The 23,022-nt window shown below is 33.3% G+C and carries 22 protein-coding genes, 1 pseudogene and 1 other annotated feature; of the genes and pseudogenes, 10 read left to right on the top strand and 13 right to left on the bottom strand.

Going from position 1 to position 23,022, the window contains the following annotated elements; all coding sequences use genetic code 11:
• Window positions 1–11 precede the first annotated feature (11 nt).
• Genes MHB79_RS03185 through MHB79_RS03165 form a run of 5 tightly spaced genes read left to right on the top strand, consistent with a single transcriptional unit; the run spans window position 12 to window position 6,495 of the window.
• On the top strand, window positions 12–1,325 hold the full coding sequence (locus MHB79_RS03185; RefSeq protein WP_340988966.1) for a phenylacetate--CoA ligase family protein: 1,314 nt from the start codon (window positions 12–14) through the stop codon (window positions 1,323–1,325).
• A 13-nt stretch (window positions 1,326–1,338) separates the two neighbouring features.
• A complete protein-coding gene (locus MHB79_RS03180) occupies window positions 1,339–2,841 on the top strand; it encodes a hypothetical protein (RefSeq protein WP_340988964.1) in 1,503 nt (500 codons plus the stop codon).
• Between the two features lie 31 nt (window positions 2,842–2,872).
• Window positions 2,873–3,802 (top strand): ABC transporter ATP-binding protein, encoded by a 930-nt coding sequence (locus MHB79_RS03175; protein WP_310428208.1) that lies wholly within the window; start codon window positions 2,873–2,875, stop codon window positions 3,800–3,802.
• Window positions 3,803–3,807: 5 nt separating this feature from the next.
• Window positions 3,808–5,088, top strand: coding sequence for an ABC transporter permease (locus MHB79_RS03170; RefSeq protein ID WP_340988961.1), 1,281 nt, complete (start codon window positions 3,808–3,810; stop codon window positions 5,086–5,088).
• Between the two features lie 12 nt (window positions 5,089–5,100).
• Window positions 5,101–6,495 carry an AMP-binding protein gene (locus MHB79_RS03165; protein WP_310428204.1) on the top strand — a complete coding sequence of 465 codons (1,395 nt, stop codon included), beginning with the start codon at window positions 5,101–5,103 and terminating at the stop codon, window positions 6,493–6,495.
• 331 nt (window positions 6,496–6,826) lie between these two features.
• Here MHB79_RS03165 and MHB79_RS03160 read toward each other — a convergent pair whose 3' ends face one another.
• Both MHB79_RS03160 and MHB79_RS03155 read right to left on the bottom strand, forming a co-directional pair.
• Complete coding sequence (locus tag MHB79_RS03160) at window positions 6,827–7,024, bottom strand: hypothetical protein (protein WP_310428200.1); 198 nt, start codon at window positions 7,022–7,024, stop codon at window positions 6,827–6,829.
• Between the two features lie 194 nt (window positions 7,025–7,218).
• A pseudogene (locus tag MHB79_RS03155) lies at window positions 7,219–7,676 on the bottom strand (tyrosine-type recombinase/integrase); the annotation flags it as partial.
• A 270-nt stretch (window positions 7,677–7,946) separates the two neighbouring features.
• Between MHB79_RS03155 and MHB79_RS03150 the strand changes: the two are divergent.
• From MHB79_RS03150 to MHB79_RS03130, 5 genes are all read left to right on the top strand, one after another.
• The gene (locus MHB79_RS03150) at window positions 7,947–8,834 is read left to right on the top strand and encodes an AraC family transcriptional regulator (protein WP_309217256.1); all 888 of its coding nucleotides are present in this window, start codon (window positions 7,947–7,949) and stop codon (window positions 8,832–8,834) included.
• 243 nt (window positions 8,835–9,077) lie between these two features.
• Window positions 9,078–9,342 (top strand) — a binding site (T-box leader).
• A gap of 57 nt (window positions 9,343–9,399) precedes the next feature.
• Entirely contained in the window at window positions 9,400–11,061 is a 1,662-nt protein-coding gene (locus tag MHB79_RS03145; protein ID WP_340988955.1) for a 2-isopropylmalate synthase, read from the top strand.
• Window positions 11,062–11,553, top strand: coding sequence for a cupin domain-containing protein (locus MHB79_RS03140; protein ID WP_340988954.1), 492 nt, complete (start codon window positions 11,062–11,064; stop codon window positions 11,551–11,553).
• Between the two features lie 218 nt (window positions 11,554–11,771).
• The gene (locus tag MHB79_RS03135; RefSeq protein WP_340988952.1) at window positions 11,772–12,140 is read left to right on the top strand and encodes a helix-turn-helix domain-containing protein; all 369 of its coding nucleotides are present in this window, start codon (window positions 11,772–11,774) and stop codon (window positions 12,138–12,140) included.
• A gap of 18 nt (window positions 12,141–12,158) precedes the next feature.
• Window positions 12,159–12,644: a YbaK/EbsC family protein gene (locus MHB79_RS03130; protein ID WP_335365505.1), complete on the top strand. Its 486-nt coding sequence runs from the start codon at window positions 12,159–12,161 to the stop codon at window positions 12,642–12,644.
• Between the two features lie 205 nt (window positions 12,645–12,849).
• On the opposite strand, the gene MHB79_RS03125 is transcribed toward MHB79_RS03130, so the two are convergent.
• The 11 genes from MHB79_RS03125 to guaA all read right to left on the bottom strand — a co-directional run bounded on the left by MHB79_RS03125 (window position 12,850) and on the right by guaA (window position 22,953).
• Window positions 12,850–13,431, bottom strand: coding sequence for a hypothetical protein (locus MHB79_RS03125; protein WP_340988948.1), 582 nt, complete (start codon window positions 13,429–13,431; stop codon window positions 12,850–12,852).
• Window positions 13,432–13,449: 18 nt separating this feature from the next.
• Window positions 13,450–14,691: a tyrosine-type recombinase/integrase gene (locus MHB79_RS03120; RefSeq protein ID WP_340988947.1), complete on the bottom strand. Its 1,242-nt coding sequence runs from the start codon at window positions 14,689–14,691 to the stop codon at window positions 13,450–13,452.
• Window positions 14,688–14,894, bottom strand: a complete 207-nt coding sequence (locus tag MHB79_RS03115; RefSeq protein ID WP_034320417.1) for a DUF3173 domain-containing protein — start codon at window positions 14,892–14,894, stop codon at window positions 14,688–14,690. Before MHB79_RS03115 ends, MHB79_RS03120 begins: the two co-directional genes overlap by 4 nt.
• A gap of 20 nt (window positions 14,895–14,914) precedes the next feature.
• On the bottom strand, window positions 14,915–15,943 hold the full coding sequence (locus MHB79_RS03110; RefSeq protein WP_340988944.1) for a replication initiation factor domain-containing protein: 1,029 nt from the start codon (window positions 15,941–15,943) through the stop codon (window positions 14,915–14,917).
• Window positions 15,924–16,427 (bottom strand): peptidase, encoded by a 504-nt coding sequence (locus tag MHB79_RS03105; protein ID WP_340988943.1) that lies wholly within the window; start codon window positions 16,425–16,427, stop codon window positions 15,924–15,926. Before MHB79_RS03105 ends, MHB79_RS03110 begins: the two co-directional genes overlap by 20 nt.
• Before the next feature lie 299 nt (window positions 16,428–16,726).
• Window positions 16,727–18,115, bottom strand: coding sequence for an FtsK/SpoIIIE domain-containing protein (locus MHB79_RS03100; protein ID WP_340988941.1), 1,389 nt, complete (start codon window positions 18,113–18,115; stop codon window positions 16,727–16,729).
• A 17-nt stretch (window positions 18,116–18,132) separates the two neighbouring features.
• Window positions 18,133–18,495: a hypothetical protein gene (locus MHB79_RS03095; protein ID WP_340988939.1), complete on the bottom strand. Its 363-nt coding sequence runs from the start codon at window positions 18,493–18,495 to the stop codon at window positions 18,133–18,135.
• A 106-nt stretch (window positions 18,496–18,601) separates the two neighbouring features.
• On the bottom strand, window positions 18,602–18,820 hold the full coding sequence (locus MHB79_RS03090) for a hypothetical protein (RefSeq protein WP_340988937.1): 219 nt from the start codon (window positions 18,818–18,820) through the stop codon (window positions 18,602–18,604).
• 358 nt (window positions 18,821–19,178) lie between these two features.
• Window positions 19,179–20,708 carry an SIR2 family protein gene (locus MHB79_RS03085; protein WP_340988936.1) on the bottom strand — a complete coding sequence of 510 codons (1,530 nt, stop codon included), beginning with the start codon at window positions 20,706–20,708 and terminating at the stop codon, window positions 19,179–19,181.
• Window positions 20,709–20,763: 55 nt separating this feature from the next.
• Entirely contained in the window at window positions 20,764–21,159 is a 396-nt protein-coding gene (locus MHB79_RS03080; RefSeq protein WP_340988934.1) for a hypothetical protein, read from the bottom strand.
• A 252-nt stretch (window positions 21,160–21,411) separates the two neighbouring features.
• A complete protein-coding gene (gene guaA, locus MHB79_RS03075) occupies window positions 21,412–22,953 on the bottom strand; it encodes a glutamine-hydrolyzing GMP synthase (RefSeq protein ID WP_113386774.1) in 1,542 nt (513 codons plus the stop codon).
• Between the last annotated feature and the right edge of the window lie 69 nt (window positions 22,954–23,022).

Here is a 23,022-nt window from a genome sequence, read left to right as displayed (position 1 = left end):
AGGATGTTTTTATGAAAAAGGCGTATTTTAAAGCAAAAGACAACACAAATAAGGTTGCGTTTCCGATGATTGTAGACTATTTTGAAAATTTGGAGAAAAAAAATAAAGATTTCGAGCATAATTCTTCTGATGAAACTCTCAAATATCAAGAAATGGCATTGAATAATGTTTTAGACTTTGCCCGAGAAAATAATGAATTTTATGAAAAAAGAATTCAGAATCTAACATTTTCAGAATTAAGTGAAATACCATTATTGTTAAAAGAAAATATTCGTGGTGAAAAAGATTTGATTCAATGCGTTCCTGATGAACAAATAGGTCAGTTGCATCTTACATCAGGAACAACAGGGAAACCAACATACATATCCTATACTTTAGCAGATCAATATATATATGACTTATTACCTCAATATAATGGACTGTTTCCGTTTGGGCCTGAAGATATCGTTGGCATTGCATTACCATATGAATTCGCTTTGCCTGCTTTGGGATTTCAAAGGCTGTTTCAATTTGTTTTTGGGTCTATGGTATTGTCACTTGGAAAAGGAGGTTATATGGCCCCAGTAGATAAAGCTTTAGACTTATTGAAAGAATATCAACCATCAGTGATAGCAACAACACCTTCTTACGCTGCTTTATTATATGATGAGGCCATTAGTTTAGGATTTGATCCTAAAGACTTCAAAATAGAAAGATTTATTCTCACTGGAGAAGGTTGTTCTTTTACCTTCAGAAAACAATTGGAAGATAAATGGAACTGCAAAATGACTTTTTTCTATGGATCAACAGAGATAGGATTGATTGCAAAAGAATGCATTGCTCAAAATGGGTATCATATTTGTGAAGGGCATGTGTTTGTAGAAATTTTAGGTAAAGATGGGAATCCAGCTTTACCTGGGGAAATGGGAGATATCGTTGTTTCAACTTTATTAAGAGAAGGAATGCCTATGATACGATACCATACTGAAGATAAAGGATTTATTTCAGAAGAAAAATGCGATTGTGGTTGTGGAATGAAAAAATTATTCCTTTTTGGTCGTGAAAGAGATCAAATACACTTGAAAGAAGGAAAATTTCCACCGTTAGTATTGGAGAATGTATTATTGAAAAGCAATTTTATTACGTTGTGGTACCAATTTATTATTGAAAATGAAGTATTGAAAATAAGGTGTGAAAAACAAAGCGATAATATGTCAGACAATGAAATAATATTAGAAATAAAAAAATTATTCAAAGAAAATTTTGATATTAACTGTGAAGTAGAAATTACAAATGATATACCTAAGCACAAAGGAAAAAATCAACGAGTATTTTATAAAGAATAAAGGAGGATGTTGTATGGGTAACGAAGTAATATTTTCAAAAAAAGTATTAGAAGGTAAATCACAAATTGAATTATTGGACAGGAGAAATGACCAGAGTATAACATATGTGGAGTCCTCTGGGACTAGTGGAATTAGAGGATATGGTTGGTATAGTGAGCAAGAATTAGAAAAAATGTCTGATCACATTATTAATAGAGGAGTTCAATTATCTGAAAAGGATACAATCATGATTAGATTTCCTTATACATTATCCTTACCAGCACACTTAATAGAAGCTAGTGCTCGAAAAAGCAAGTCAGTTATTATACCTGTAAGTAGTAGAACTGAAATGGCGCCATACTTTAAACTTTTAAGTTTGATGAAAGAACTAGAGGTAACTGTTTTCGCAGGTAATCCAAGGGAAATTGAGTTTTTGTTTGAGGCACTTAGCATTCAACAACTATCTCCGAGTGAGTATTTACCCAAATTTCGTGCGTTTGTAACAGCAGGAGAAGTTTTGAGTTATCAAAGAAGGAAGCATATCGAGCATATTTGGGGGGTCAAAGTATTCAATTTGTACGGAGCAACAGAAGTAGGTAATTTTGGTTATACTTGTGAAAATAGGATGATGCATATTGACGAGGATAACTTTCAGATGAAAAAAGAGCAGGACGGTGAATTTTACCCATTATCGACAGGTCTAAATAAAAATGTTTATATTACCAATAAATCAAATTGCACTTCGAAAATTAAGAATTACGAAATTGAAGATATCATAGAAGTTTTACAAGAAAGATGTAGTTGTGGAGATAATAACACATTAATTCAGGCTAGAGGAAGAACTGATGATTTAATCGAGCTAGACGAAAAAAAAATAGATATGTACGAAGTACAGGAAGCCATTTATTCTTTAAACGAAGTTCCATTTCTTTGGGAAGTTCATGTAGAAGATGAAAATATTGAAATAAGAATGGAGTACAATTTAGACAAATCAATTGATAGATCTGAAGTAGAGTTAGAATTGAAAAATAGGTTAGGATTATCTTCTATCAGTGTCCTCATTTTTAAGGAGGGAGAACTAGTTGATCGTGGAGAAATTTTTAAGTATCCAAAGAGTAGAAAACCTATTTACATTTATAATTCAGCAGAAAAAAGAATACGGGCGGAAATCAAGCAGGGTAAACAGGAACTTCAAAATAAAAATTATAAAAAGGCTAAAGCTTATTTTAAAGACATAATTAAAGAATATGATTTTTCAGAAGCATATATTTGGCTGGCTGCTGCTATTGGTTTAGAAGCGGACTCAAAATCATTAATGGAAAAAATCACATTATATCCAAGTTTAAAAAAATACACTGAGATGGCAATAGAAAGAAATCCATATGATGCCTTTGCTCACTATTTGTTAGGAATGTTGTTATATAAAACTCCTGAAGAAATTGGGGGAAATCGCAAGAAAGCACTGAAACATTTTAGAATGAGTAAATATTTAGGATATAAAGAGGATATATCAGCTTATCTAGAAGATTTGGTATAGTCTATTGAATAAATTTTAATAAGGAGATCATATGACTTTTTTAAAAATAGATAACCTAGTTAAAAGATATGAAGATTATGAAGCGCTTAATATAGACAATATATCAATTAAGGAAGGAGAAATGATTGGATTATTAGGACCTAATGGTGCTGGAAAGTCAACCTTGATTAGCATTTTAACTGGTTTAGATACACAGGACAGTGGTTCCGTCTTTTATAACGGTGAAGAGAAAATTCCTAAAGAAAGCATAGGCTATGTCCCTCAAGATATTGCTTTATATGAAGAATTGAATGCTATTGACAATTTAACCTTTTTTGGATCTATGTATGTCAATGACCGTAATAAAGTTAAAAGGAAAGTCAAAGAGATCATTACAATGGTTGGGTTAGAGAGCAAGTCTAGAAAAGCTATTAAGACTTATTCAGGTGGAATGAAAAGAAGAATAAATATTGGTGCAGCCTTAGTTCATGATCCACAAATTCTATTTTTCGATGAACCAACAGTAGGAATTGATCCACAATCAAGGAACTACATTTATGAAATTATTAATAATTTAAAGGATGCAGGGAAAACACTAGTTTATACTACTCATTATATGGATGAAGTGGAAAAATTATGCGACTCCGTTTATATCATTGACGAAGGAAAGGTCATTTTAAAAGGCAAAACTAAAGAACTACTGCAAAGTCTAGGAAAGGGTATTTTGGAGCTTACAGTCAAAAATTCAGCTATTAATGATAAAATCCCTTCAATTGTTGAAGAAATTTCCGAAGTGAAATTTTTAAAGGCAAGAAACGAGACTTATTATTTTAGTATTCATGGAAGTATAGAGAAGGTAACAAAAAAATTATTTGATAAAACAAGCCAAAACGAAATTATGATTGAGTCACTGAACTATTCTTCTCCCAACTTAGATACGTTATTTTTAATATTAACTGGCAAAGAGCTGAGAGAGGGATAATCGATATGAAATGGAATTATATAGCAAAAAAAGATATAAAAATTCTTTTAAAAGATCCTAGTGCGTTAGTTGTATTATTGATATTGCCGTTGATGTTTATGACCATTATGAGCTTTGCGCTAAAAAATGAGTACGGTAGTAATGATAATCCAGTCACATTGGGGTATTTTGACAAAGATAACTCGGTACTATCTCGTGAGTATTTAGCCAAAATTAAAGAATCAGAAGGGATAAAATTAGAAAAAATTAGTGTAGCAGAAGATTTTGCTAATTACAAAAAAGAAAATAAATATATTGTTTTGTTCACAATACCTGAAGGTTTTGAAAAATCAATAGTAGATAATAATAGAGTTAATATTGAAATGTTTTCGGATGCTACTCAAGCTACTACAGCTAATGTAGTGATTCAGTCAATTATAGGAGTTTCTAGAGCTTTTGAAGTCAAATACCAATTAAAAAATTATGGTATAAAACAAGCAGATATGACTAATAAGTTTGTTAACAATGCTATTTCAGAAACCATTAAAGACATTGAAAATGAATTAGGTATGGAATTATCAATTAATAATTCTAAAAACGAGGACAAAGAAGAAAGTATTAGTAAAGATACTGAAAAGTTGATGAAAGAAGAAGTAGAGAAGCAAAACATATCTGTTAAAAATGTATTTAGTAACGATCAGAAAACTTCACCAAATTCATTTCAACAAAATGTTCCTGGTTATGCTGTAATGTTTGCCTTTTTTATTGTAATGTGGTCAGGAAAATCTTTCTTGAAAGAAAGAGAAAGTGGAACATGGAAGAGATTATTAATATCTAAAGCCAATTCGTTTGACCTTTATTTTGGAAAATTCATTCCAAATTATGTAGTGAATTTCTTTCAAATTCTCTTGTTGTTTATTTTTGGGAATTTGGCATTTAAAATGAGCCTTGGAAAAGATATGCTTGCTTTGATATTAATGATAGCCGTTTTGTCTTTATGTAGCACGTCGTTAGGGGCGCTATTATCATTAGTTGCAAAAACTGATTCACAACTTACAGGGTATTCTTTGTTTATAGTTCTATTTTCTGCAGCATTAGGGGGTACTATGGTTCCCTTAAGATTAATGCCTGAAATGATGCAGAAAATTGCACAAGTAGTACCTCAATCTTGGGCTTTGGAAGGGTTTCAAAAGATTATTGTAAGTAATGGAAATATTTCAAGCATATCAATAAACCTGACGGTTTTATTAGGTTTTTCATTAGTATTTCTGATGTCTTCTTTAATTCTTATCAGAACAAATAAATAGGAGATTTTGCAAATGAAATCAGTAATAAAAAACATTAATGAAATGGCTAAACTAGATCCAAATAGAATCGCATATATTTCTATAAATGAAAAGGTAACTTATATGGAATTGAATGAAAAAATCGTTAAAATGTTAAGTTTTTTCAGTCGAAATAAAAAAGATATAAGTGAGATATGCACCATATGTCAAAAGGAATCTAATGCGTTAGCATCTTTATTGGTAACTAGTTTACTAAATATAGATAATTCAATAATTCCATATAATGCACACCAATATACTAAGGTTGAAGATGTAGAGTTTACTAATGACGTTATTGTTATATCAAACGAAGATATTGAAAAAAATAATACTATCTTAACAGATAAAAGCATTGATTTTGTTAATAGTTCAATTGCACAAATTAATGTTAAAGATATTATGGAGAAAGGAGAACTAGGAGATATTCAACTATTTCTTGAAAAACACAACGATAGTGATGGTAAATTAGTATTGTACACTTCAGGAACTACGGGGAAATCTAAAGGAGTTATAGTTTCATACAATCAATTTAACTTTATTAATTCTCCAATAAATGTAGACAACCAGAGTGTTAATATTATTACAAGAGGTAGTTCGGTCAGACCATTTTTAGGAACTATGCTCTCAACGTTAAAAGAAGGGAAAACGATTCTACAAGTCGATGTAGATAATTATTCAGATATTGCTGCAATGTGTGATAAAGGAAATGTAGAATCTGTAACTACTAATATATATGGAATAAAGAAATTTATTTCAATGGCTGAAACGGATAAATGTCTTTTTAATGAGGTTCCATTAGTCACGATTACAGGCGGTGTAATGCATCAATATCTAAGAAGAAAATCATCTGAAACATTTCCAAATGCCAAATTATTAGATTTGTATGGACAAACTGAACTAGGATTAATTTCTGTTGTTGACTCAACAGAATGGTCGGAGAACGAATATTGTGTTGGGACACCAAGTTTTTTTGTAGATGTTGTTATAAAGGATTTACATTCTGGGAAGCAACTACAAGAAAATGAGGTCGGGCATATAACTGTTAAAAGTAATCACAAATTCAAAGGGTACACTAATTACATCACTGAAGCACTTGATGAGGTTTACACCGGGGATTTGGGATATCTTAAAGATAATAAATTATATTTATTAGGACGAATATCAGAATGTATAAAACATAATAATTCTTGGCTTTTAAAAAGAGATATAGAGTGTAGCTTGTCTAAGAAATTTTCAGAGAAATTTCAAGTACTTACGAAAGACGAAGGTTTTTATATAATATTAGAAAAATATTCACCAGAAATAGACGAAATTATCGAAAATGAATTTAACTCGTTCAAACAATTGATTCAAATAAAAGTTGTTAAAGAAATAAACGAGACTAACTAGAAAACCCATCTGTTTACGCAAACGACATCAATAGACTCAACATATTCTTATCTAACTTAGTAGTTTTCTCTGGATCAAAGTTTAATGTGTCTCATAAGTCTCAAGTCTTGCATTCGGAAAAGTAAAAATATGTTATTAATAGGACTCATGAATACACAACGATTTTAGTTTAGGACGAATAAAGAATTTATCTTAATAAGGAAACCCTGTCAAAAAAATCTTGACAGGGTTTTTGGCAGGGAAACATTTAAATTTAAGTGTTTTTTCTCCATTATAAGTACCAAGAAATGCTTTTAAATAAGTGTTTTCCATTCATAATATGCTGGCTCTTTCAAGCATTTGCAGCCATTTGGAATAATATTTGATACTTATCATAGACAGTTATTGCTGTTGTTTCATGTCCTTTATAGCATATAAAATTATAAACGCCTTCTTCATTTACAAAAACTTTATAGAATTGAAAATCTTGAGGATCAGGCGGATTTTCGCTTAATCTCAAACACTCACTACAAGTAATAGATATATTCATTTTTTCTCCCCCCTCCATTTAAATTAAATCCTCTCACAATTTCATAAACTTTAGAAATGAGCTCCTCTCTTTAATTATTCTATCCTTTAGTTTAAGACTATTTCCTATTGAAGTCTCGCTGTAAAGAGTTCGCTTCGCCGCTCTCCATGTTACAAGACAGTCTCCAGACCTACCATACTTCTGTCTAAATAAAGTTATCTTCTTACTTTACTTTTATTCAATGCTTGATTCCCATTAAATTTAATTTTTGTACGTTCAGCCACTCTGATTTCAATATTTCCAGTCATTGCATCAGCAATGCAGTATCTACCCCACTCCACATATAGGCATAGTGTTTTAAAGTAATCTATGGACTTGAATACCCCATACGTTGTGATAACACAAGAACAGAAACATTAAATTCGTTGATTAAATATGAAGCATGGGAGTGACGCAATCCTTTTGCTTGAATCCTTGGTACTCCTGTGAATTTAGAATAACGCCTAATGATTCTGCCTGTTGTCGATTTAATCATTGGCAAACCATCATAACTAAACATAAAGTCATTTGAATTACCTAACCCTATCTCCAATTGTCGATTTCGCCATATTGTTAATATATTTATTGTATCATCAAGAGCAATAATTCTCTTTTCGTCTTCAGTTTTTGTATACTACCCGTGACAAACGGATGTTTGGAGAAACCGTGAAGTATTTTTCAGATGTTACACTCAAGTACTAAGAGAGTAATTCCTTCGCATACAATCACATCCAATTCACGGAATATTTCTAATTTTTCTCATAAATTCCAATCAGTATACGAATACCTAGTCCTGAACCTAGGACTAAAAGATCCATTCTACAATCGCAACATAGCACAAAAAGTCAAGTTTCCTAAAGAGTATTTCCGCTATACTAAACTCGTAAAGCAAGGAGGTGCTCTGTTGTCCTATCAAGAACATGAGAAAACAATTCAAGAAACATTAAATTATATTGAACAACATTTGAAAGACGATTTACCGCTTCAAACTCTAGCGAAACACGCTGGTTATTCTAGGTTTCACTTTCACCGTATGTTCAAAAAAGTGATTAAGAAGTCAGTGGTTGATTATATACGGGAACGTCGAATGACCCAAGCGGCGAAGGATTTAATTCATACGGACCAACGGGCGATTGACATCGCATTGCAGTATCGATTTAGTTCACAGGAATCCTTCACTAGAGCCTTTAAGAAAATATATGACATGTCACCCGCACGTTATCGGAAATTATTAAGAAATGTGATTAATGAGGAGGAAACAAATATGGCTGATCATCAGAACACACCTACTGGCTGGATTATGACGGGGGATACCCCATCTGACTATGAAACAGGTTTGGATAACAGAATTGTACACAGTGGTACTAACTCCGCTTATTTAAAATCAAAAGATGAAAAAGCTGGAGGTTTCGCAACATTGATGCAGCAAATTAAGTCTGATCGTTATCGAGGAGAACGGCTTCAATTTTCTGCTTTTGTTAAAAGCGAAGATGTGAAAGGCTCCGCTGGTTTATGGATGAGGATAGACCATTCTTCAGGTGAAATTCTTGCGTTTGACAATATGATGAACCGTCCTATTACAGGAACAAATGGATGGAATCATTTTAGTGTCGTACTAGATGTTCCAGTAAAAAGTGAAGTCATTGCGTTTGGCATATTACTACAAGGTCCAGGTCAAATTTGGATGGACGAACTTAGTTTTAAAATTGTAGATGAAAGTGTTCCAGTGACAGAACAAAATACTGTGGATCATTTAGAGGATGAACCAGTGAATTTAAATTTTGAAGGCTAGCAGACTAAATTTAAGAGGAGGTTAATTGCCATGAAAAAAATTGGTGCAATTTTATTGTTCGCTGTGAATTCACTTACCTTTATTTGTGGCCTTGGATTTTTATTTGGTGAAGAGGATACCACATTAAAAAAGAAGTAAAATGAAGATAAGACACCCATAGGACAAAAAAAATCAATTAAAAAAGATATCCCTATCACTATCTCTTTTTTGTAGACTTGGTATAATAGAAAAAATCAGAAAAATTAGAATGCGATGATAAGGAATAGTACTTGCCGAAATGTTTTCAGAAAGTTGCTGGTTGATGAGAAGCAATAACAAAAAGGCAGGGAACTCACCTTAGAGTAGCCTTAGTGAAATGAAAAGGATTGATGTAGTTAAGGTCGGCACCCCACCGTTATATGGGAAGGATATAAGATCAAACAATCTGTATCCGAATAAGGGCATGATAATGTACGGTTATCATGAAACAGGGGTGGTACCGCGTAAGCAGAAGTCTTTCGTCTCCAAGGTAAATATTGGAGATGATAGGCTTTTTTTATATTCTATTTTCTAGGAGGAATCGATCATGTTTAACCACAAAAAATACGAAAAGAAATACTTTTTGCCACCGAACCTTACGTATGATTGGGTAAAGAAAGAAACATTAGAAAGTGCTCCGATATGGTGCAGTGTGGACTTGCGAGATGGAAATCAAGCATTACCTATTCCTATGAACTTAGAAGAAAAATTGGAAATGTTTCAGTTATTAGTAGAGATAGGTTTTAAAGAAATTGAGATCGCATTTCCAGCTGCTTCTGATACGGAGTTTAGGCTATTACGGACACTGATTGATCATCATATGATTCCAGACGATGTCACGATTATGGTGATCACACAAGCGAGAGAGCATATTATCCGCCGAACCTTCGAAGCCATTAAGGGGGTACCGAAAGCGATTGTTCATTTATATAATTCGACTTCAGAAGCGCAGCGCAGACAAGTATTTAAGAAAACAAAAGATGAAATTAAACAAATTGCAATTGATGGAGCTATTTTAGTAAAAGAACTTGCCGAAAAAACAAATAGTGATATTTATTTTCAATATAGTCCTGAAAGCTTTCCAGGAACAGAAGTTGATTATGCGTTAGATATTTGTAATAGTGTTTTAGATATTTGGAAACCGACACCAAATCATAAAGCGATCATCAATATTCCGACAACAGTTGAATATTCAATGCCTCATATTTTTGCAAGTCAGATTGAGTATATACACAAAAATCTGTCTTATCGAGACAGCGTGACATTATCTGTTCACCCTCATAATGACCGTGGCTCTGGGGTGAGTGATGCAGAATTTGGCGTGCTAGCTGGCGCAGAAAGAGTCGAAGGTACATTATTTGGTATCGGTGAACGTACAGGGAACGTAGACTTGATTACCTTGGCGATGAATATATATTCACAAGGTTATGATCCAAAATTGAATTTCAATAACCTAGAAGCTATTCGTAAAAAATATGAAAAACTAACCAAAATTACTGTTCATGAGAGACAGCCATATTCTGGCGAGATGGTTTTCACAGCATTCTCTGGGTCACATCAAGATGCTATATCTAAAGGTATGAAATATAGAAAGGAAAATCATGTTGATAAATGGGACGTTCCGTATATCCCAGTAGATCCAGTTGACTTGGGGAGGAATTATCAAACGGATGTGATTCGAATCAATAGCCAGTCTGGAAAAGGCGGCATAGGCTATATACTAGAAACAAATTATGGCATTCAACTTCCTTATCAAATGAATGAAGCCATGGGATATGAAGCGAAGAAAGTATCTGATCAGACAAATAGGGAATTGTCTGTCGAAGAAATATATCATGTATTTGAAGAACAGTATGTTGATTTTCACCCTCATTTCCAGGTGCTTGATTATCAATTTCATAAAGGAGAGAAGCAGGAAGTCACCTTAACTTTGCTGAGAGATCATCAACAAATTGAAATACAAGGAACTGGCACTGGAAGTTTAGATGCAATCAGTCATGCGTTAAAAGCTTACTTTAATCTCGAGTATGTTTTGGAAGTCTATGAGCAGAATTCTTTGGGCAAGGACTCTCAAGCAAAAGCCTGTGCACAGATTGGTATTTCATATCAAGGAAAAATGCATTGGGGTGCTGGAATTGATAAAGATATTATTGAAGCAACAGTGAAAGCCCTGGTGGTTGCAGTAAATAGACTAGAGGTTTGGATGTAGATGGAAAAAGATAAACTTGAAAAACATGAAGCGATGCAATATTTAAGAGAATATAACGAGCAAGAAATCTTTTATCAACAATACCAACAGAAAAAGCATGACAATCAATCATTGCAATTATTTTTGAAGGATTATGATCAAAACACTTTCATGCATAAGCAAATATATATAGAAGAATTTTTGCTTAAAGGGCAGAACGAATTTGAAAAAGAGGATACCATGTGGTTAGGTCAGGAGAAAGATATCGAAGTGAGAAAGTATAGCCGTTTTATGCCTCAATTGTCGGCTATCCATGATTTCTTTGAGATGATCTATGTTCAGGAAAATGAGATGTATGTAGAAGTGGAAGATAAAAAATTGGCTTTAAAATCAGGAGATATTGCCTTTATTCCACCTAACACAACACATAAGCCAATTGTCATGGAGAATACAATCGCAATCCAAATCATGATCCGTAAAGTACTTTTCAAAAAGTGTTTTTTAAAACGTTAAAAGGCAATAATGTCATTTCAGAGTTCTTTTTAAATGCATTGTATATAAAAGAAAATAAAAATATTCTTATTTTTCATAGTCACTTGGATAAAAATTTGCTAGACTGCTCTCTTCAACTATTTACAGAAAATTATAATCGGTTTCCTAGTTACCAATTGATTATGAATAATTTGTTTGAGATATTATTATGCCTCTTATTAAGATTCAAACCAAGTCATATGAACGTAAATCAGGTCAAACAATATAGTGATATACGTATTATTCAAATGCTCCAATATATTCAGCAATGTTGTGAGCATATCACAATCCAGGAGATGGCAGAGGAATTTAACCTTTCACAATCTTATCTGTCAAAATATATAGCTCGTAAGCTTGGCAAATCATTTAGTGAGATTCGACAAGAAATAAGATTGGAAAAAGCCTGCGAAATGCTCACTGGTAGTGATTTGAAAATAGATGATATTGCGACAGCTGTTGGTTATCAAAATGTAGAGCATTTCATTCGTTTATTTAAGAGAAAGTTTCACCTAACACCACATCAATATCGTTTAAATAATAAAATCGAGCAAACTTCAAATCAATACTAATAAAAAGGAGAAATCATCATGTCGATCAAGAAAGTAAAAGATTATTTTAAACAATATGATATGGATCATCGAATTCAAGAATTTTCAGTATCTAGTGCAACCGTAGACTTGGCTGCTTCTGCATTGGGCTGCGAACCTGAAAGAATCGCAAAAACACTCTCCTTTCTAGTAAATGGACAAGCTATTTTAGTTGTGACCTCTGGCGATGCAAAAGTTGATAACAAAAAATTCAAGGAATATTTTAAAACAAAAGCTAAAATGCTGCCTCCTCATGAGGTCGTTGACTTGGTCGGTCATGAAATTGGCGGAGTATGTCCTTTTGCTATAAAGAATGGCGTTTCTGTTTATTTAGATATTTCACTAAAACGTTTTGAGACAGTTTATCCAGCCTGCGGGAGCAGTAACAGTGCGATTGAACTAACAATAAAACAATTAGAAAAATACTCCGGTTATTCACAATGGATTGATGTGTGTAAGGGATGGAATGATTCATTAACACATTAAAAAGGAAGGAAAAAGTGCAATTAAAAATAAAAAAGAGCTAAAAACCCTTGATACACAAAGGTTTCTAGCTCTTTTATAACTATTCCCACTCAATCGTGCATAGTAACAAAAATTCCTTTAGTAGCAAGGCTTCTTAACTGTCTAATTTGATTTGGTGGTAATTTCGGTGGGAAAGCAAATTGCAAACATTATAAAAACAAGATTATCATTGTTGAAGATTCCTATTGAAATCAATTAAATCAATATTATGTTTTTCAAAATCACTAGCATCTTTTTCTTTGTAATATGTTTTAGCAGCTAAACAAATGTACTCACACAATTTATCAATATTTATGGTCACACTTTTTGTCTTTATGATTTTTCCATTATTACAAACCGAACTTGACCAAGAAGAACCAAACGAATCTGCCCCATTTATCGCTAGATTAAATTCGTAACAATAAAGATGTTCATCGTCATCTTCATTCTCATCCCACTTTTTTATATCCGAATTTCCAGCATGTAAAAAAGAACAGCGTAGATCATAACACATTTCTCCAGTGAAATATGGATTTTTCGCCTCTGAATAATTATTTGTCCAACCTGTGTGGTCTGCATAATATTGATTTACCCAATCATTAAACCATGTTTCATACTGTTTTCTACCTAGTCTGGATCCATTTTTGCGTTTGAATTGGGGATATTCAACTCCCCCACAAATATCAGGTAAAGTTAAAGATAGTGCCAGCGCTGATAAATAGCTTTTATTACGAAGAGCATTTTCAATATCCTTTATTAAATCTAACATGGAATTTTCCTCTCTAATTCATTTTTTTAATGATTGGTTTCCATTGAATTTTATTTTTGTTTGTAAAGCAGTTTCAATTAAAATATTTCCTGCCATTACCTCAGCTAGTGCAGTATCTGCCCCACTCCACATATGAGCATAGTGTTTTAAAGTAATCTCTGGACTTGAATGCCCCATACGTTGTGATAACACAAGAACAGAAACGTTAAACTCGTTGATTAGATATGAAGCATGGGAGTGACGCAATCCTTTTGCTTGAATCCCTGTTACTCCTGCGAATTGAGAATAGCGTTTAATGATTCTGCCAATTGTTGATTTAATCATTGGCAAGCCATCATAACTAAAAATAAAATCATTTGAATTACCTAACCCTATTTCCAATTGTCTATTTCGCCATACTGTTAATATATTTATTGTATCATCATCAAGAGCAATTATTCTCTTTCCATCTTCCGTTTTTGTAAACGAATTTCTTTTCCATTCACTCCTCGTTTTCATAATTAACATATGATGGACACGTAAACGTTTATTTTTCAAATCGACATCATTCCACCATAAAGCAGTGCCTTCATTCACTCTTATTCCGGTCATATAGTAGACCCACAGCATAACAAAATTCAAATGTTCATAAAAATCTTCTATATAAATTTGGTTTATCACTTTTTCAAAATCTTCTTTTGTCCAATACGACACAATTGCCTTACCTTTTGGTATTGCTCTAACCTTCTTAGAGATATTCATTTCTAGGTATTGCATTTCCACAGCTTTATCTAAACTTTTACGGAACGTTCCAAAGACTAGACTTGCATACGATTGTGAATACCCAGCGCCACCATTATCTTTACTTGTTAATAACCATGTTCGAAAATGCTGTACGTCTTCAACTGAAATTGAACGAAGAGGGATAGAAGCAAATCTATCCCTAATCTTCTCCAATATTCTTTTTCGAACGGAGAATGTACTTTCCTCAACATTTGTTTGATAATAAGGTATGTACACGCTATTCATAAATTGTTCGTAAGTCATTTTATAGTTAGAATAACTGTTAACCTTATGATATTCTCTTTTTAATCTAGTTAACTCTTTGTTTGCTTCAAATGCAGAAGCAAAGGGCTTACCATTAACATCTTTTCTTCCCTTTTTACGTATTCGTTTTCCCGTAATTCGATCAATACCAAATTCAGATTGATAAAAGAAATTTCCTTTATCATCAACATATACACCAGGATATTTCGTTGTTTGTTGCGTTTTATTTTTCATTGGGAGTTACTCATTTCTGCCAAAAGTGAAACTCCTAAAATTGATTCAACCACATCCCTCGGTACTCTCCCCAGCCTTTTGTTGTTATAATATGGACAACCTTTTTGTACCATGATTGCTTTTGCTTGCCTAATTAACGAAATAGCTTGATATTTCTTATAGCCTAGTTTAATTAAATCATCTTTACATATTGTTGTACCCATCACACTCATCCCTTTCCACACTAATACTCGTCTTCACTTACAAGTTCTAAAACACGTTGCTCGATTAATGATTGATCAGACTCAGTGATTTTTTCTTTTCCTATATGTACTAACTCTTTCAAATATAGCTCAGCATATTTTTCACCATATGCTCGCCTAAATGACTCATAGATCATACTTATTGACTTTACAGTTGAATGTTCCACCCATTTTTTCTTTTTCTTTAAAGTCAATTTTTCACGCTTTACTTTCAAAGGTATTTCTTCTATACCTTCTATAAACTTTCCCCACCATTTCATTGTAGGAAGCCTATTTTTGTTATGTAACTCACTAACATTCTTAGGTTGTCTCTTGAAACAATAATGTGCTGATAGAACACCTTTAACTATAGTATTCAATGGTTTCCCATTTGAGATTTGAAGAGCAACTAACATTGCTTTGTTTCCTGTCAACTCCAATTCCCATCTAACCCATTTTCCAACGTTCACAACTTCATCTGCATTATCTCGTCTTTCTTGTTTCTTATCATAAATTCGTAAAATTTGAGGAGATGATCCTACGTACAACGTAAATCCTGTTAGTTTCCCATCAAGGATCCTTCCACTATTTATTTCAACATATTTATGGCTTTTTGTACTCAACTGCCCTCGTTTCACATAATCCTGTAGCGTTTTTACAGATGGAGAAGCATTATCGAATATATCTAATGCCAAATCTATCCTTGATACCTTCCCTTGTATTCCTAAAATAAATGATACAAATTTGTACCAATGCCATCCATCAATTCTTGACATGTATTCCTCATACTGTCGACAAGCTTGTCCTGACATATCTACAAGAATGCTTCCATGATTTCCTGAAGAGTGGAGTTTTATATTCGCAAAGCTAATGCACCTATCGTATGTTGGATAAGGCGACCCCTTAATCTCTGAAGAAAATTCAGAGATAGGGATTCCTAAAATTCCATTAGCAACGATTGAAAATTCACTATTCGGAATTGAACAACGAAAGTAATCAATAAGACACTGATTACTTCGATTTAGGCTCATGTGCTTCACCAATGATATAACTATCAGCCTCAACTTTAAGCTCTGAATACTGCCATGTATCAATCATTGGCTTACCTTGCCCAACAAAGGCTTTCTTTTGAACCTTTTTAGGTTTCACTTTTAGTCCTGCAAAAGAAATCGGAATGAACTCACCATCTTCATAATCATCTAAAATAGGTAGGCTATCTTGTTTTTCAACTATTATAGTAATAGGAGAACCAATTTCAGTACCGCCATTTTGTAAGACGAGTTCGATAAATGGACGATCATAGACTTTAAATGTGACAGAATACTTTCCAGTTTCAACTAACTCTCCATTTAGATTTTTTTCTTTTTCAATTCGAGTAGTAAAGCCGTCTTTCTGAATCAGCATGGCTGCAGGAATCTTAAACTGTTTAATATCAAAGTGGAAATCAGCTAAATCCACATTTTCCGAGTCATTTAACGAATGTAACTTAGACGATTTTAATATTAGTTTTCCCATTTTTACAGACACCTCTTTATCATTTTATAAATCCCCAACTCTCGGGATTTCACAGAGCCTTCTAACCCATGAGCACCAAAGGTTTCGAGCATTTTCGTTGAGGGAGATTCACCAGTGTTACCCAACTGGTGCGACCCTTTTTTTCGATTCATGTTGAGCAAAAATCGCTCAACTGGCCATCACTTTTTCTGAACGTTTTCGACCACTCCGTTCGGATGGCTCTGCCACCGCCTCAAACCTTCACAAAAATTGACGGTCAATATTGGCTGTAGCTGTTTGACAAGAATAGCATTAAACACTTAATTTGCTCTCTGAATCATTAGTTTTTCTATTTCTGCTATAAAATCAAAATCTTTGTCTATATACGGCGTTTCGAAATAAACTGGAGAAATGTGTTTGCCATCTAGTTGTATGTAACCTCCACCTTTTTCTGTGACAGTCTTATATTCAACATTTTTCGTATCAAATATCATATTATAGCCAATAGAATCCATGGCACCTACCCCAGCTTTAAACCCCATTTGTGCCCTTATATTTGTAGGTAGATCATCTGCCGATGGACGTTGCATAAGGATCTCGATCATTACTCCTGCTTGTCTACCTTTCATTACTAGAGTAAATACATAATCTAATGCTTCTTTAGCAATTTTCTTATCCACTGAATGCATAAAAGCTGAAAATTCATCAAATATCACAATAACGACAGGCAAATTGAAGTCTCGATACGTTTTTCCGAAAGCTGATATATCATTAAAATACTCTGTATATCTTCGGTCCATCAATTCGACAGTTTCCCTAAGAATTCGACATATTTGGTTAGCATCAGTTGCAACTTTATTTTCAAATCCAGTAACAAATCTAAACAGACTCAAATCGGCTTTTTTAGGGTCTATAATTCGTAAATCAGCTTGCGGAGTTAATTTTAAATAATTAACAATCTTACCTAATATAAAGAATGACTTGCCCGATCCAGTACCTCCTACAATGAGAGAATGGGGAACCTTATGAAGCTCATAAGATATGTTGCCAGTTATTTTGATTACATCTGAATCATTTACGTTAGTTACAGTAGAATTTAAATCTATACGTTCATCTTTATGCTTTAAAAATACATATTCAGCATAATCTAATGATTTATTGATAGATTCTAGTTCCAAGCCTAAAGCAGCTTCTAAATTCTCTCCAAGTTTCGTGGCTTCTTTGGTAAACCTATCACCATCACGTAAAATTCTTACGACCACATGCCTACTTGTTTCCCTATATTGGATGCGGATTACTCTGACAATTCGCTTTTCCCTAACAACTTTATCGTTTTTAATAGATTCAAAGTATTCCTCGTCATATAATTTCAAAGTATCAATCATATAAGCTAAATTGTTCGCAATCCATGATTTAGGATTCTTAACAAAGTTAAAATAGAGCCTTATACTTTTATAAATAGATACCGCCCAAAAAATGATGATGATTAGATTAACGAAACCATTAAAACTGACTGAGCGATACACCACAGGAATATTAATTATTAGTGGAGGAATAGCATTAGACACCATTCCACAAAAAGCTGTTAGCACAAATATGAATATTCCAAGGAGATATTTTAATAAATTCATTTTCCTGCGCGGAAAAACAACATAATGCCATTCACTCTGCCTTCTACTAAGGATATTCTTTAGTGCCTCTAGCTTCACGGATCACTAACGCCCTTTCAAGTTCTATTTTTAATATTTAATCGATTCCCTAATAATTTTAAAAGGCCCACATGAATTAGCTTGCCAATTAAAACTAGAAGAATTGAAGATATTAATCCGCCCCAAAAAACATGGGAAACATCAAAACTGTAATTTTTAAAACCTTGACCAAAGGTATCAAACTCTATCCAGCCATACTTTACTCCTGTCCCATAAACCTCACGAAGATTAGTTACTTCAGATGAAAACACATAAGTTCTACCAAAATCCGTAATACCTGACAGCCAATTCCCCATTACTAAATAAACAATAGCAAAAGGTAGAAGAATTATAGCTACTTCAAAGAAGAATTTGTTTATCACTTTAATTTTATTTTTCATTGTATTCTCTTCCTTTTTAAATTGATTTCCGGGATAGGTAGACTACCTTTTTGGCGGGAAATGAATTCCCGCCAATTAATTTCTTTTTCAAACAGCTATTGCTTCTTCACTTATTAATCTTCTTAGAATTCAGAAGAATACGCTTATCAAACAATTCTTCTATATGAATGACTTTACTTTTTAGCGAAACGAGTAGATTCTTTACATCATCTTCATTACATTCATAACGATTTGTTGAAAGGTTTGCTACTAAATCTAATTTGATTAATGCTGTGTCTAATCTTTTATTTAATAATCTTTGAAACTTATCTTTTTTTGATGACATGTAAGTTTTCTCCTTTCTAATTAAATTAGTCAATAATGATTTCTCCATTTCCAATTGCAACAGATTCTAAAAACTCCTCCATGTACTCAATAGATCGTTCTCTTTCTTCTAATATGTTTTTCAAATCATCTACAACCATACTTTATTCCCCTTTCTAAATTATTTAAGGTGGATTAGAGTAGTCAAACCAACAAGCTCTCAATTGACCGCCTTGATCCCCATAATAACTCAGTTATTTAAGGCGGTCAATAGAGAGCCTCAAATATGATTTTCCCCAAATAATTACATAACAAAAAGACACCATAAAATTAGATTTATGCTGCCTGTTATAATATATAAAATTTTCAAAACTTAAAGTTTAACCTTCAGAACTAGCTAACTTTATTCTCTCATGTTCATTTGCATACTTTTTATAATCATAAACACACAAAAGCTTCCTATAATCCGTAGATTTCTTATCATCATAACCCCTTAAATATTCTTCAATTATTTCTAATGGAATTCTTTCGTTTATTCCCCCTAACATTATAGCTAAGTTCTTTTTCGATTGTGCTATATCTACGTCTTGTAAAATTTCATTAATACTTGTATGTTGTTGTGCAAAATCGGTTTCCTTATTAATTATATTAATTATTTTTGTATTTTGATTGCTTTTCAAATTATTAGAACTTGCAAGATCGGGCTGAATTTTACTAAAAGCGTATATAGGAAAATGTTGAGTTTGTTGAATCCTGTGTTTGTCAATTAATTTTAATAATTGATGGTTAGATTCATCTATAATTTTAAAATAATTTTCCATTAGTTCTGATGTTGTTTGAAAATCATAATTAATTGTTTTTAATGAGCCAATTGCTAAGACCTTTTCTCCATTTTTCAATGAATCTACATCCTCTGTAACACTAACTTGTATATTACCTCCTGCATAAATTTCTTTTACTATATTTTGTACTTTTCTAACATCCATTGCAGATACAGGCAAATTTAAATCTGCCAAGTGTTTATAAATCTCTAAAAAATTATCCGTTTTAATTTTATTAATTCGTATTGTAGAAAATCCGCTCATATCAATATCATGATCAGTAACTTCTGTATTCTGTGACTTTTCAGCATATTCTACAAGTAAAAAGTTTTTCCTGATTTTTTCTGCTTCTTCGGTATTAGGGTCTATATATGTAAAAATAGTTTTAAGAATTCCTTTTATGTTAGGATCACCTATGTTATAGCCTAAAAATATTATTGGATTATGAATAAACAGTGATAATAATTGTGCCCTTATAAGTTCGTATTTGTTTTCAAAATTTTGATAATCAATATCTGTAATAATAATTTTATTAGGATCATTAACACACCCATGTATTTTGTAAACAGATCCGTAAGGATTGCTCAACAAAATATCGTTACCAATCAATTGTTTGAATTCAAATATATCCTCTATGAAACTATCATAATTTGTAGTAATCACTGAACCAATATTTTTCCTTACTTTTTTCAGCTCAGAAACCTCATCTACTTGGCTATCCCTAATCTTATAATCAGATAATAATTGTGAAATATACAATTTAAAACGGCTAATATTAATATCCTGCTTCATATTTTCATAAAATTGATCGTTAATTTCCTTAAATACACCGTTACGATCATTTATTGCTGCTTTATTAAATTCCTTTTCAAGGTCTTTCGCAATTTTAGTATAGTCGTAATTTCCATTTTCTTCATATCTTGACTTCAGATCATAATAAAATTCATTTGATCCTTTAACCTTAAATGAAATGTGTAAAAGAAGGTCATTCCATGTAAAAGAATTTTCTAAATACCTAAGGCTTAGTCCAGTACCTACAAAAAGCACTGGATGATTTGTAAAGTTTTTAATAAAATCACTAATATGCATCATATTCCCTCTTTTCGTTTTATTGATTAAAATAAAATTCCGACTGCATATAAAGTTAATATTGCTGTTGTGTTGCAGTATTGCTGTTGTGTTGCAGTATTGCTGCATACATTATTAATTTTACTACATAGGATTTATGAATTCTTTTAGCTTTAAAAATATTTAAAAAATCTTTTTGAAGTTTTTCTATACCTTTTAGAATTGATGACTCAATATTTAAAGTAGTATCTACACCAACAATTGATTTATCATTATTGTCTGTTACATTGGGTATAGGACTCTTATCGATCTCCTCCCAATTAATTGATGATAAATTTGCTTCCAATGTTTTAAAAGCCGCTCCTAATACATATCCATTTGTCACTTTCATATTTGGATCTCCATAAAGAAGCTTTTTAAATTCTTGAAAAGCTATAACAGTGTGACGACTCAATTTTATTTTCACTCTCATAGTATTTCCACACTCTCTTCATCTTTACATTTCATTAAATATAATTATAACAAGCCAGTCAATAGACTGACTGAATTAATATATAAAAACAACCAACTTTATATTAACGATTAAAGTTGGCTGTTTTCTTATCATAAATTTATGGTGGGGCTGTTGGTGGGGAACTATTTAAATTCCCCTTCTTTTTTGCTATTCGTAAACACTACAAAGCATTGTTAAACAGACATTTACATGCCAATTTATAATACGTGTTTATTCCCACTCAATCGTAGCAGGCGGCTTACTCGTAATATCATACACCACGCGGTTCACATGCTTCACTTCATTCACGATACGAGTAGAGATCTTTTCAAGGACATCCCAAGGGATTCTTGCCCAGTCACTCGTCATCCCATCAATCGAAGTAACAGCACGGATACCGATTGTGTAGTCGTATGTTCTTGCGTCACCCATAACACCTACACTGCGGATGTCTGGGAGGACCGTGAAGTATTGCCAGATGTCGCGATCAAGGCCGAAGTTGGCAATTTCTTCGCGTAGAATCGCATCCGATTCGCGGACGATTTCTAGTTTTTCTTCAGAAATTTCACCTAGTACACGGATACCTAGTCCTGGACCTGGGAATGGCTGTCTCCAGACGATGTCGTCAGGAATACCCAGCTCTGAACCTAGGGCACGGACTTCATCCTTGAATAGCGTATTCAAAGGCTCAATCAATTCGAACTGCATGTCTTCTGGAAGACCACCTACGTTGTGGTGAGATTTGATTGTTTGTGCCGTTGCTGTTCCGCTCTCAATGATATCTGTGTAAAGTGTTCCTTGTGCTAAGTAGTCGATTCCTTTTAGCTTGTCCGATTCATCATCGAATACATAAATGAATTCGTTACCGATGATTTTACGTTTTTGCTCAGGATCAGACACACCTTTTAGCTTGTTTAAGAAACGATCTTTCGCATCTACTTTAATCACGTTCATGTTGAAACCTTCGCTAAATGTCTTCATAACCCCTTCTGCTTCGCCTTTGCGAAGAAGACCGTGGTCAACGAAAATACATGTCAGCTGATCGCCGATTGCTTTGTGGATCAATACCGCCACAACAGATGAATCTACACCGCCGCTTAGTGCGCACAGTACTTGTTTGTCGCCTACTGTTTCACGGATTTTCTGCATTTCGATTTCAATGAAGTTCTCCATTGACCATTTGCCATCGCAGTCACACACGCCGAAGACAAAGTTTTTCAATAGGTCATTTCCGTACTCAGAGTGACGAACCTCTGGGTGGAACTGAACGCCATAGAAATTCTTCTCAGCTAAGCTCATCGCTGAGTTTGGACAATGTGCACTTGTTGCATCAACTGTAAAGCCTTCTGGTACTTCAACAACAAGGTCACCATGGCTCATCCAAACGACTTGATCAGTCGGAAGGTCTTTGAATAAAGCAGGCGTTCCATTAATGTGGATATCTGCTTTTCCGTATTCACGCTGGCTTGCCGCTTCTACTTTCCCGCCTAAATAGTGAGTCATGAGCTGCATGCCGTAGCAAATGCCTAGAACCGGAATGTCTAGATCAAAAATCTTTTCATCACAGCGGAAAGATCCTTCATCATAAACACTGTTTGGACCGCCAGAAAGGATGATTCCTTTAGGCGCCATTTCTTTAATTTCTTCAGCAGTTAAAGTGTGCGGATGAAGCTCACTGTACACACCAAATTCACGAATACGGCGTGTGATCAGCTGATTGTACTGACTGCCGAAATCTAGAACCAAAATCATTTCATTTACTAAATTTGTCATGGTGTCACCTCTATGTCCAATATAGTTTTTATAAACGCACAGAAAAAATGAGAGGAGAAAACCTGCTCT

This window comes from Bacillus sp. FSL M7-0558, assembly GCF_038003245.1.
GTDB lineage: Bacteria > Bacillota > Bacilli > Bacillales > Bacillaceae > Bacillus > Bacillus pumilus.
Note: the sequence above shows the minus strand (reverse complement) of the source record. Positions and strands in the feature narration are given on the sequence as shown.

Coding starts and splice junctions, on each gene's coding strand:
- MHB79_RS03185 (WP_340988966.1), top strand. CDS start 12: ATGAAAAAGGCGTATTTTAAAGCAAAAGACAACACAAATAAGGTTGCG.
- MHB79_RS03180 (WP_340988964.1), top strand. CDS start 1,339: ATGGGTAACGAAGTAATATTTTCAAAAAAAGTATTAGAAGGTAAATCA.
- MHB79_RS03175 (WP_310428208.1), top strand. CDS start 2,873: ATGACTTTTTTAAAAATAGATAACCTAGTTAAAAGATATGAAGATTAT.
- MHB79_RS03170 (WP_340988961.1), top strand. CDS start 3,808: ATGAAATGGAATTATATAGCAAAAAAAGATATAAAAATTCTTTTAAAA.
- MHB79_RS03165 (WP_310428204.1), top strand. CDS start 5,101: ATGAAATCAGTAATAAAAAACATTAATGAAATGGCTAAACTAGATCCA.
- MHB79_RS03160 (WP_310428200.1), bottom strand. CDS start 7,024: ATGAATATATCTATTACTTGTAGTGAGTGTTTGAGATTAAGCGAAAAT.
- MHB79_RS03145 (WP_340988955.1), top strand. CDS start 9,400: ATGTTTAACCACAAAAAATACGAAAAGAAATACTTTTTGCCACCGAAC.
- MHB79_RS03140 (WP_340988954.1), top strand. CDS start 11,062: ATGGAAAAAGATAAACTTGAAAAACATGAAGCGATGCAATATTTAAGA.
- MHB79_RS03135 (WP_340988952.1), top strand. CDS start 11,772: ATGAACGTAAATCAGGTCAAACAATATAGTGATATACGTATTATTCAA.
- MHB79_RS03130 (WP_335365505.1), top strand. CDS start 12,159: ATGTCGATCAAGAAAGTAAAAGATTATTTTAAACAATATGATATGGAT.
- MHB79_RS03125 (WP_340988948.1), bottom strand. CDS start 13,431: ATGTTAGATTTAATAAAGGATATTGAAAATGCTCTTCGTAATAAAAGC.
- MHB79_RS03120 (WP_340988947.1), bottom strand. CDS start 14,691: ATGAAAAATAAAACGCAACAAACAACGAAATATCCTGGTGTATATGTT.
- MHB79_RS03115 (WP_034320417.1), bottom strand. CDS start 14,894: ATGGGTACAACAATATGTAAAGATGATTTAATTAAACTAGGCTATAAG.
- MHB79_RS03110 (WP_340988944.1), bottom strand. CDS start 15,943: ATGAGCCTAAATCGAAGTAATCAGTGTCTTATTGATTACTTTCGTTGT.
- MHB79_RS03105 (WP_340988943.1), bottom strand. CDS start 16,427: ATGGGAAAACTAATATTAAAATCGTCTAAGTTACATTCGTTAAATGAC.
- MHB79_RS03095 (WP_340988939.1), bottom strand. CDS start 18,495: ATGAAAAATAAAATTAAAGTGATAAACAAATTCTTCTTTGAAGTAGCT.
- MHB79_RS03090 (WP_340988937.1), bottom strand. CDS start 18,820: ATGTCATCAAAAAAAGATAAGTTTCAAAGATTATTAAATAAAAGATTA.
- MHB79_RS03085 (WP_340988936.1), bottom strand. CDS start 20,708: ATGCATATTAGTGATTTTATTAAAAACTTTACAAATCATCCAGTGCTT.
- MHB79_RS03080 (WP_340988934.1), bottom strand. CDS start 21,159: ATGAGAGTGAAAATAAAATTGAGTCGTCACACTGTTATAGCTTTTCAA.
- guaA (WP_113386774.1), bottom strand. CDS start 22,953: ATGACAAATTTAGTAAATGAAATGATTTTGGTTCTAGATTTCGGCAGT.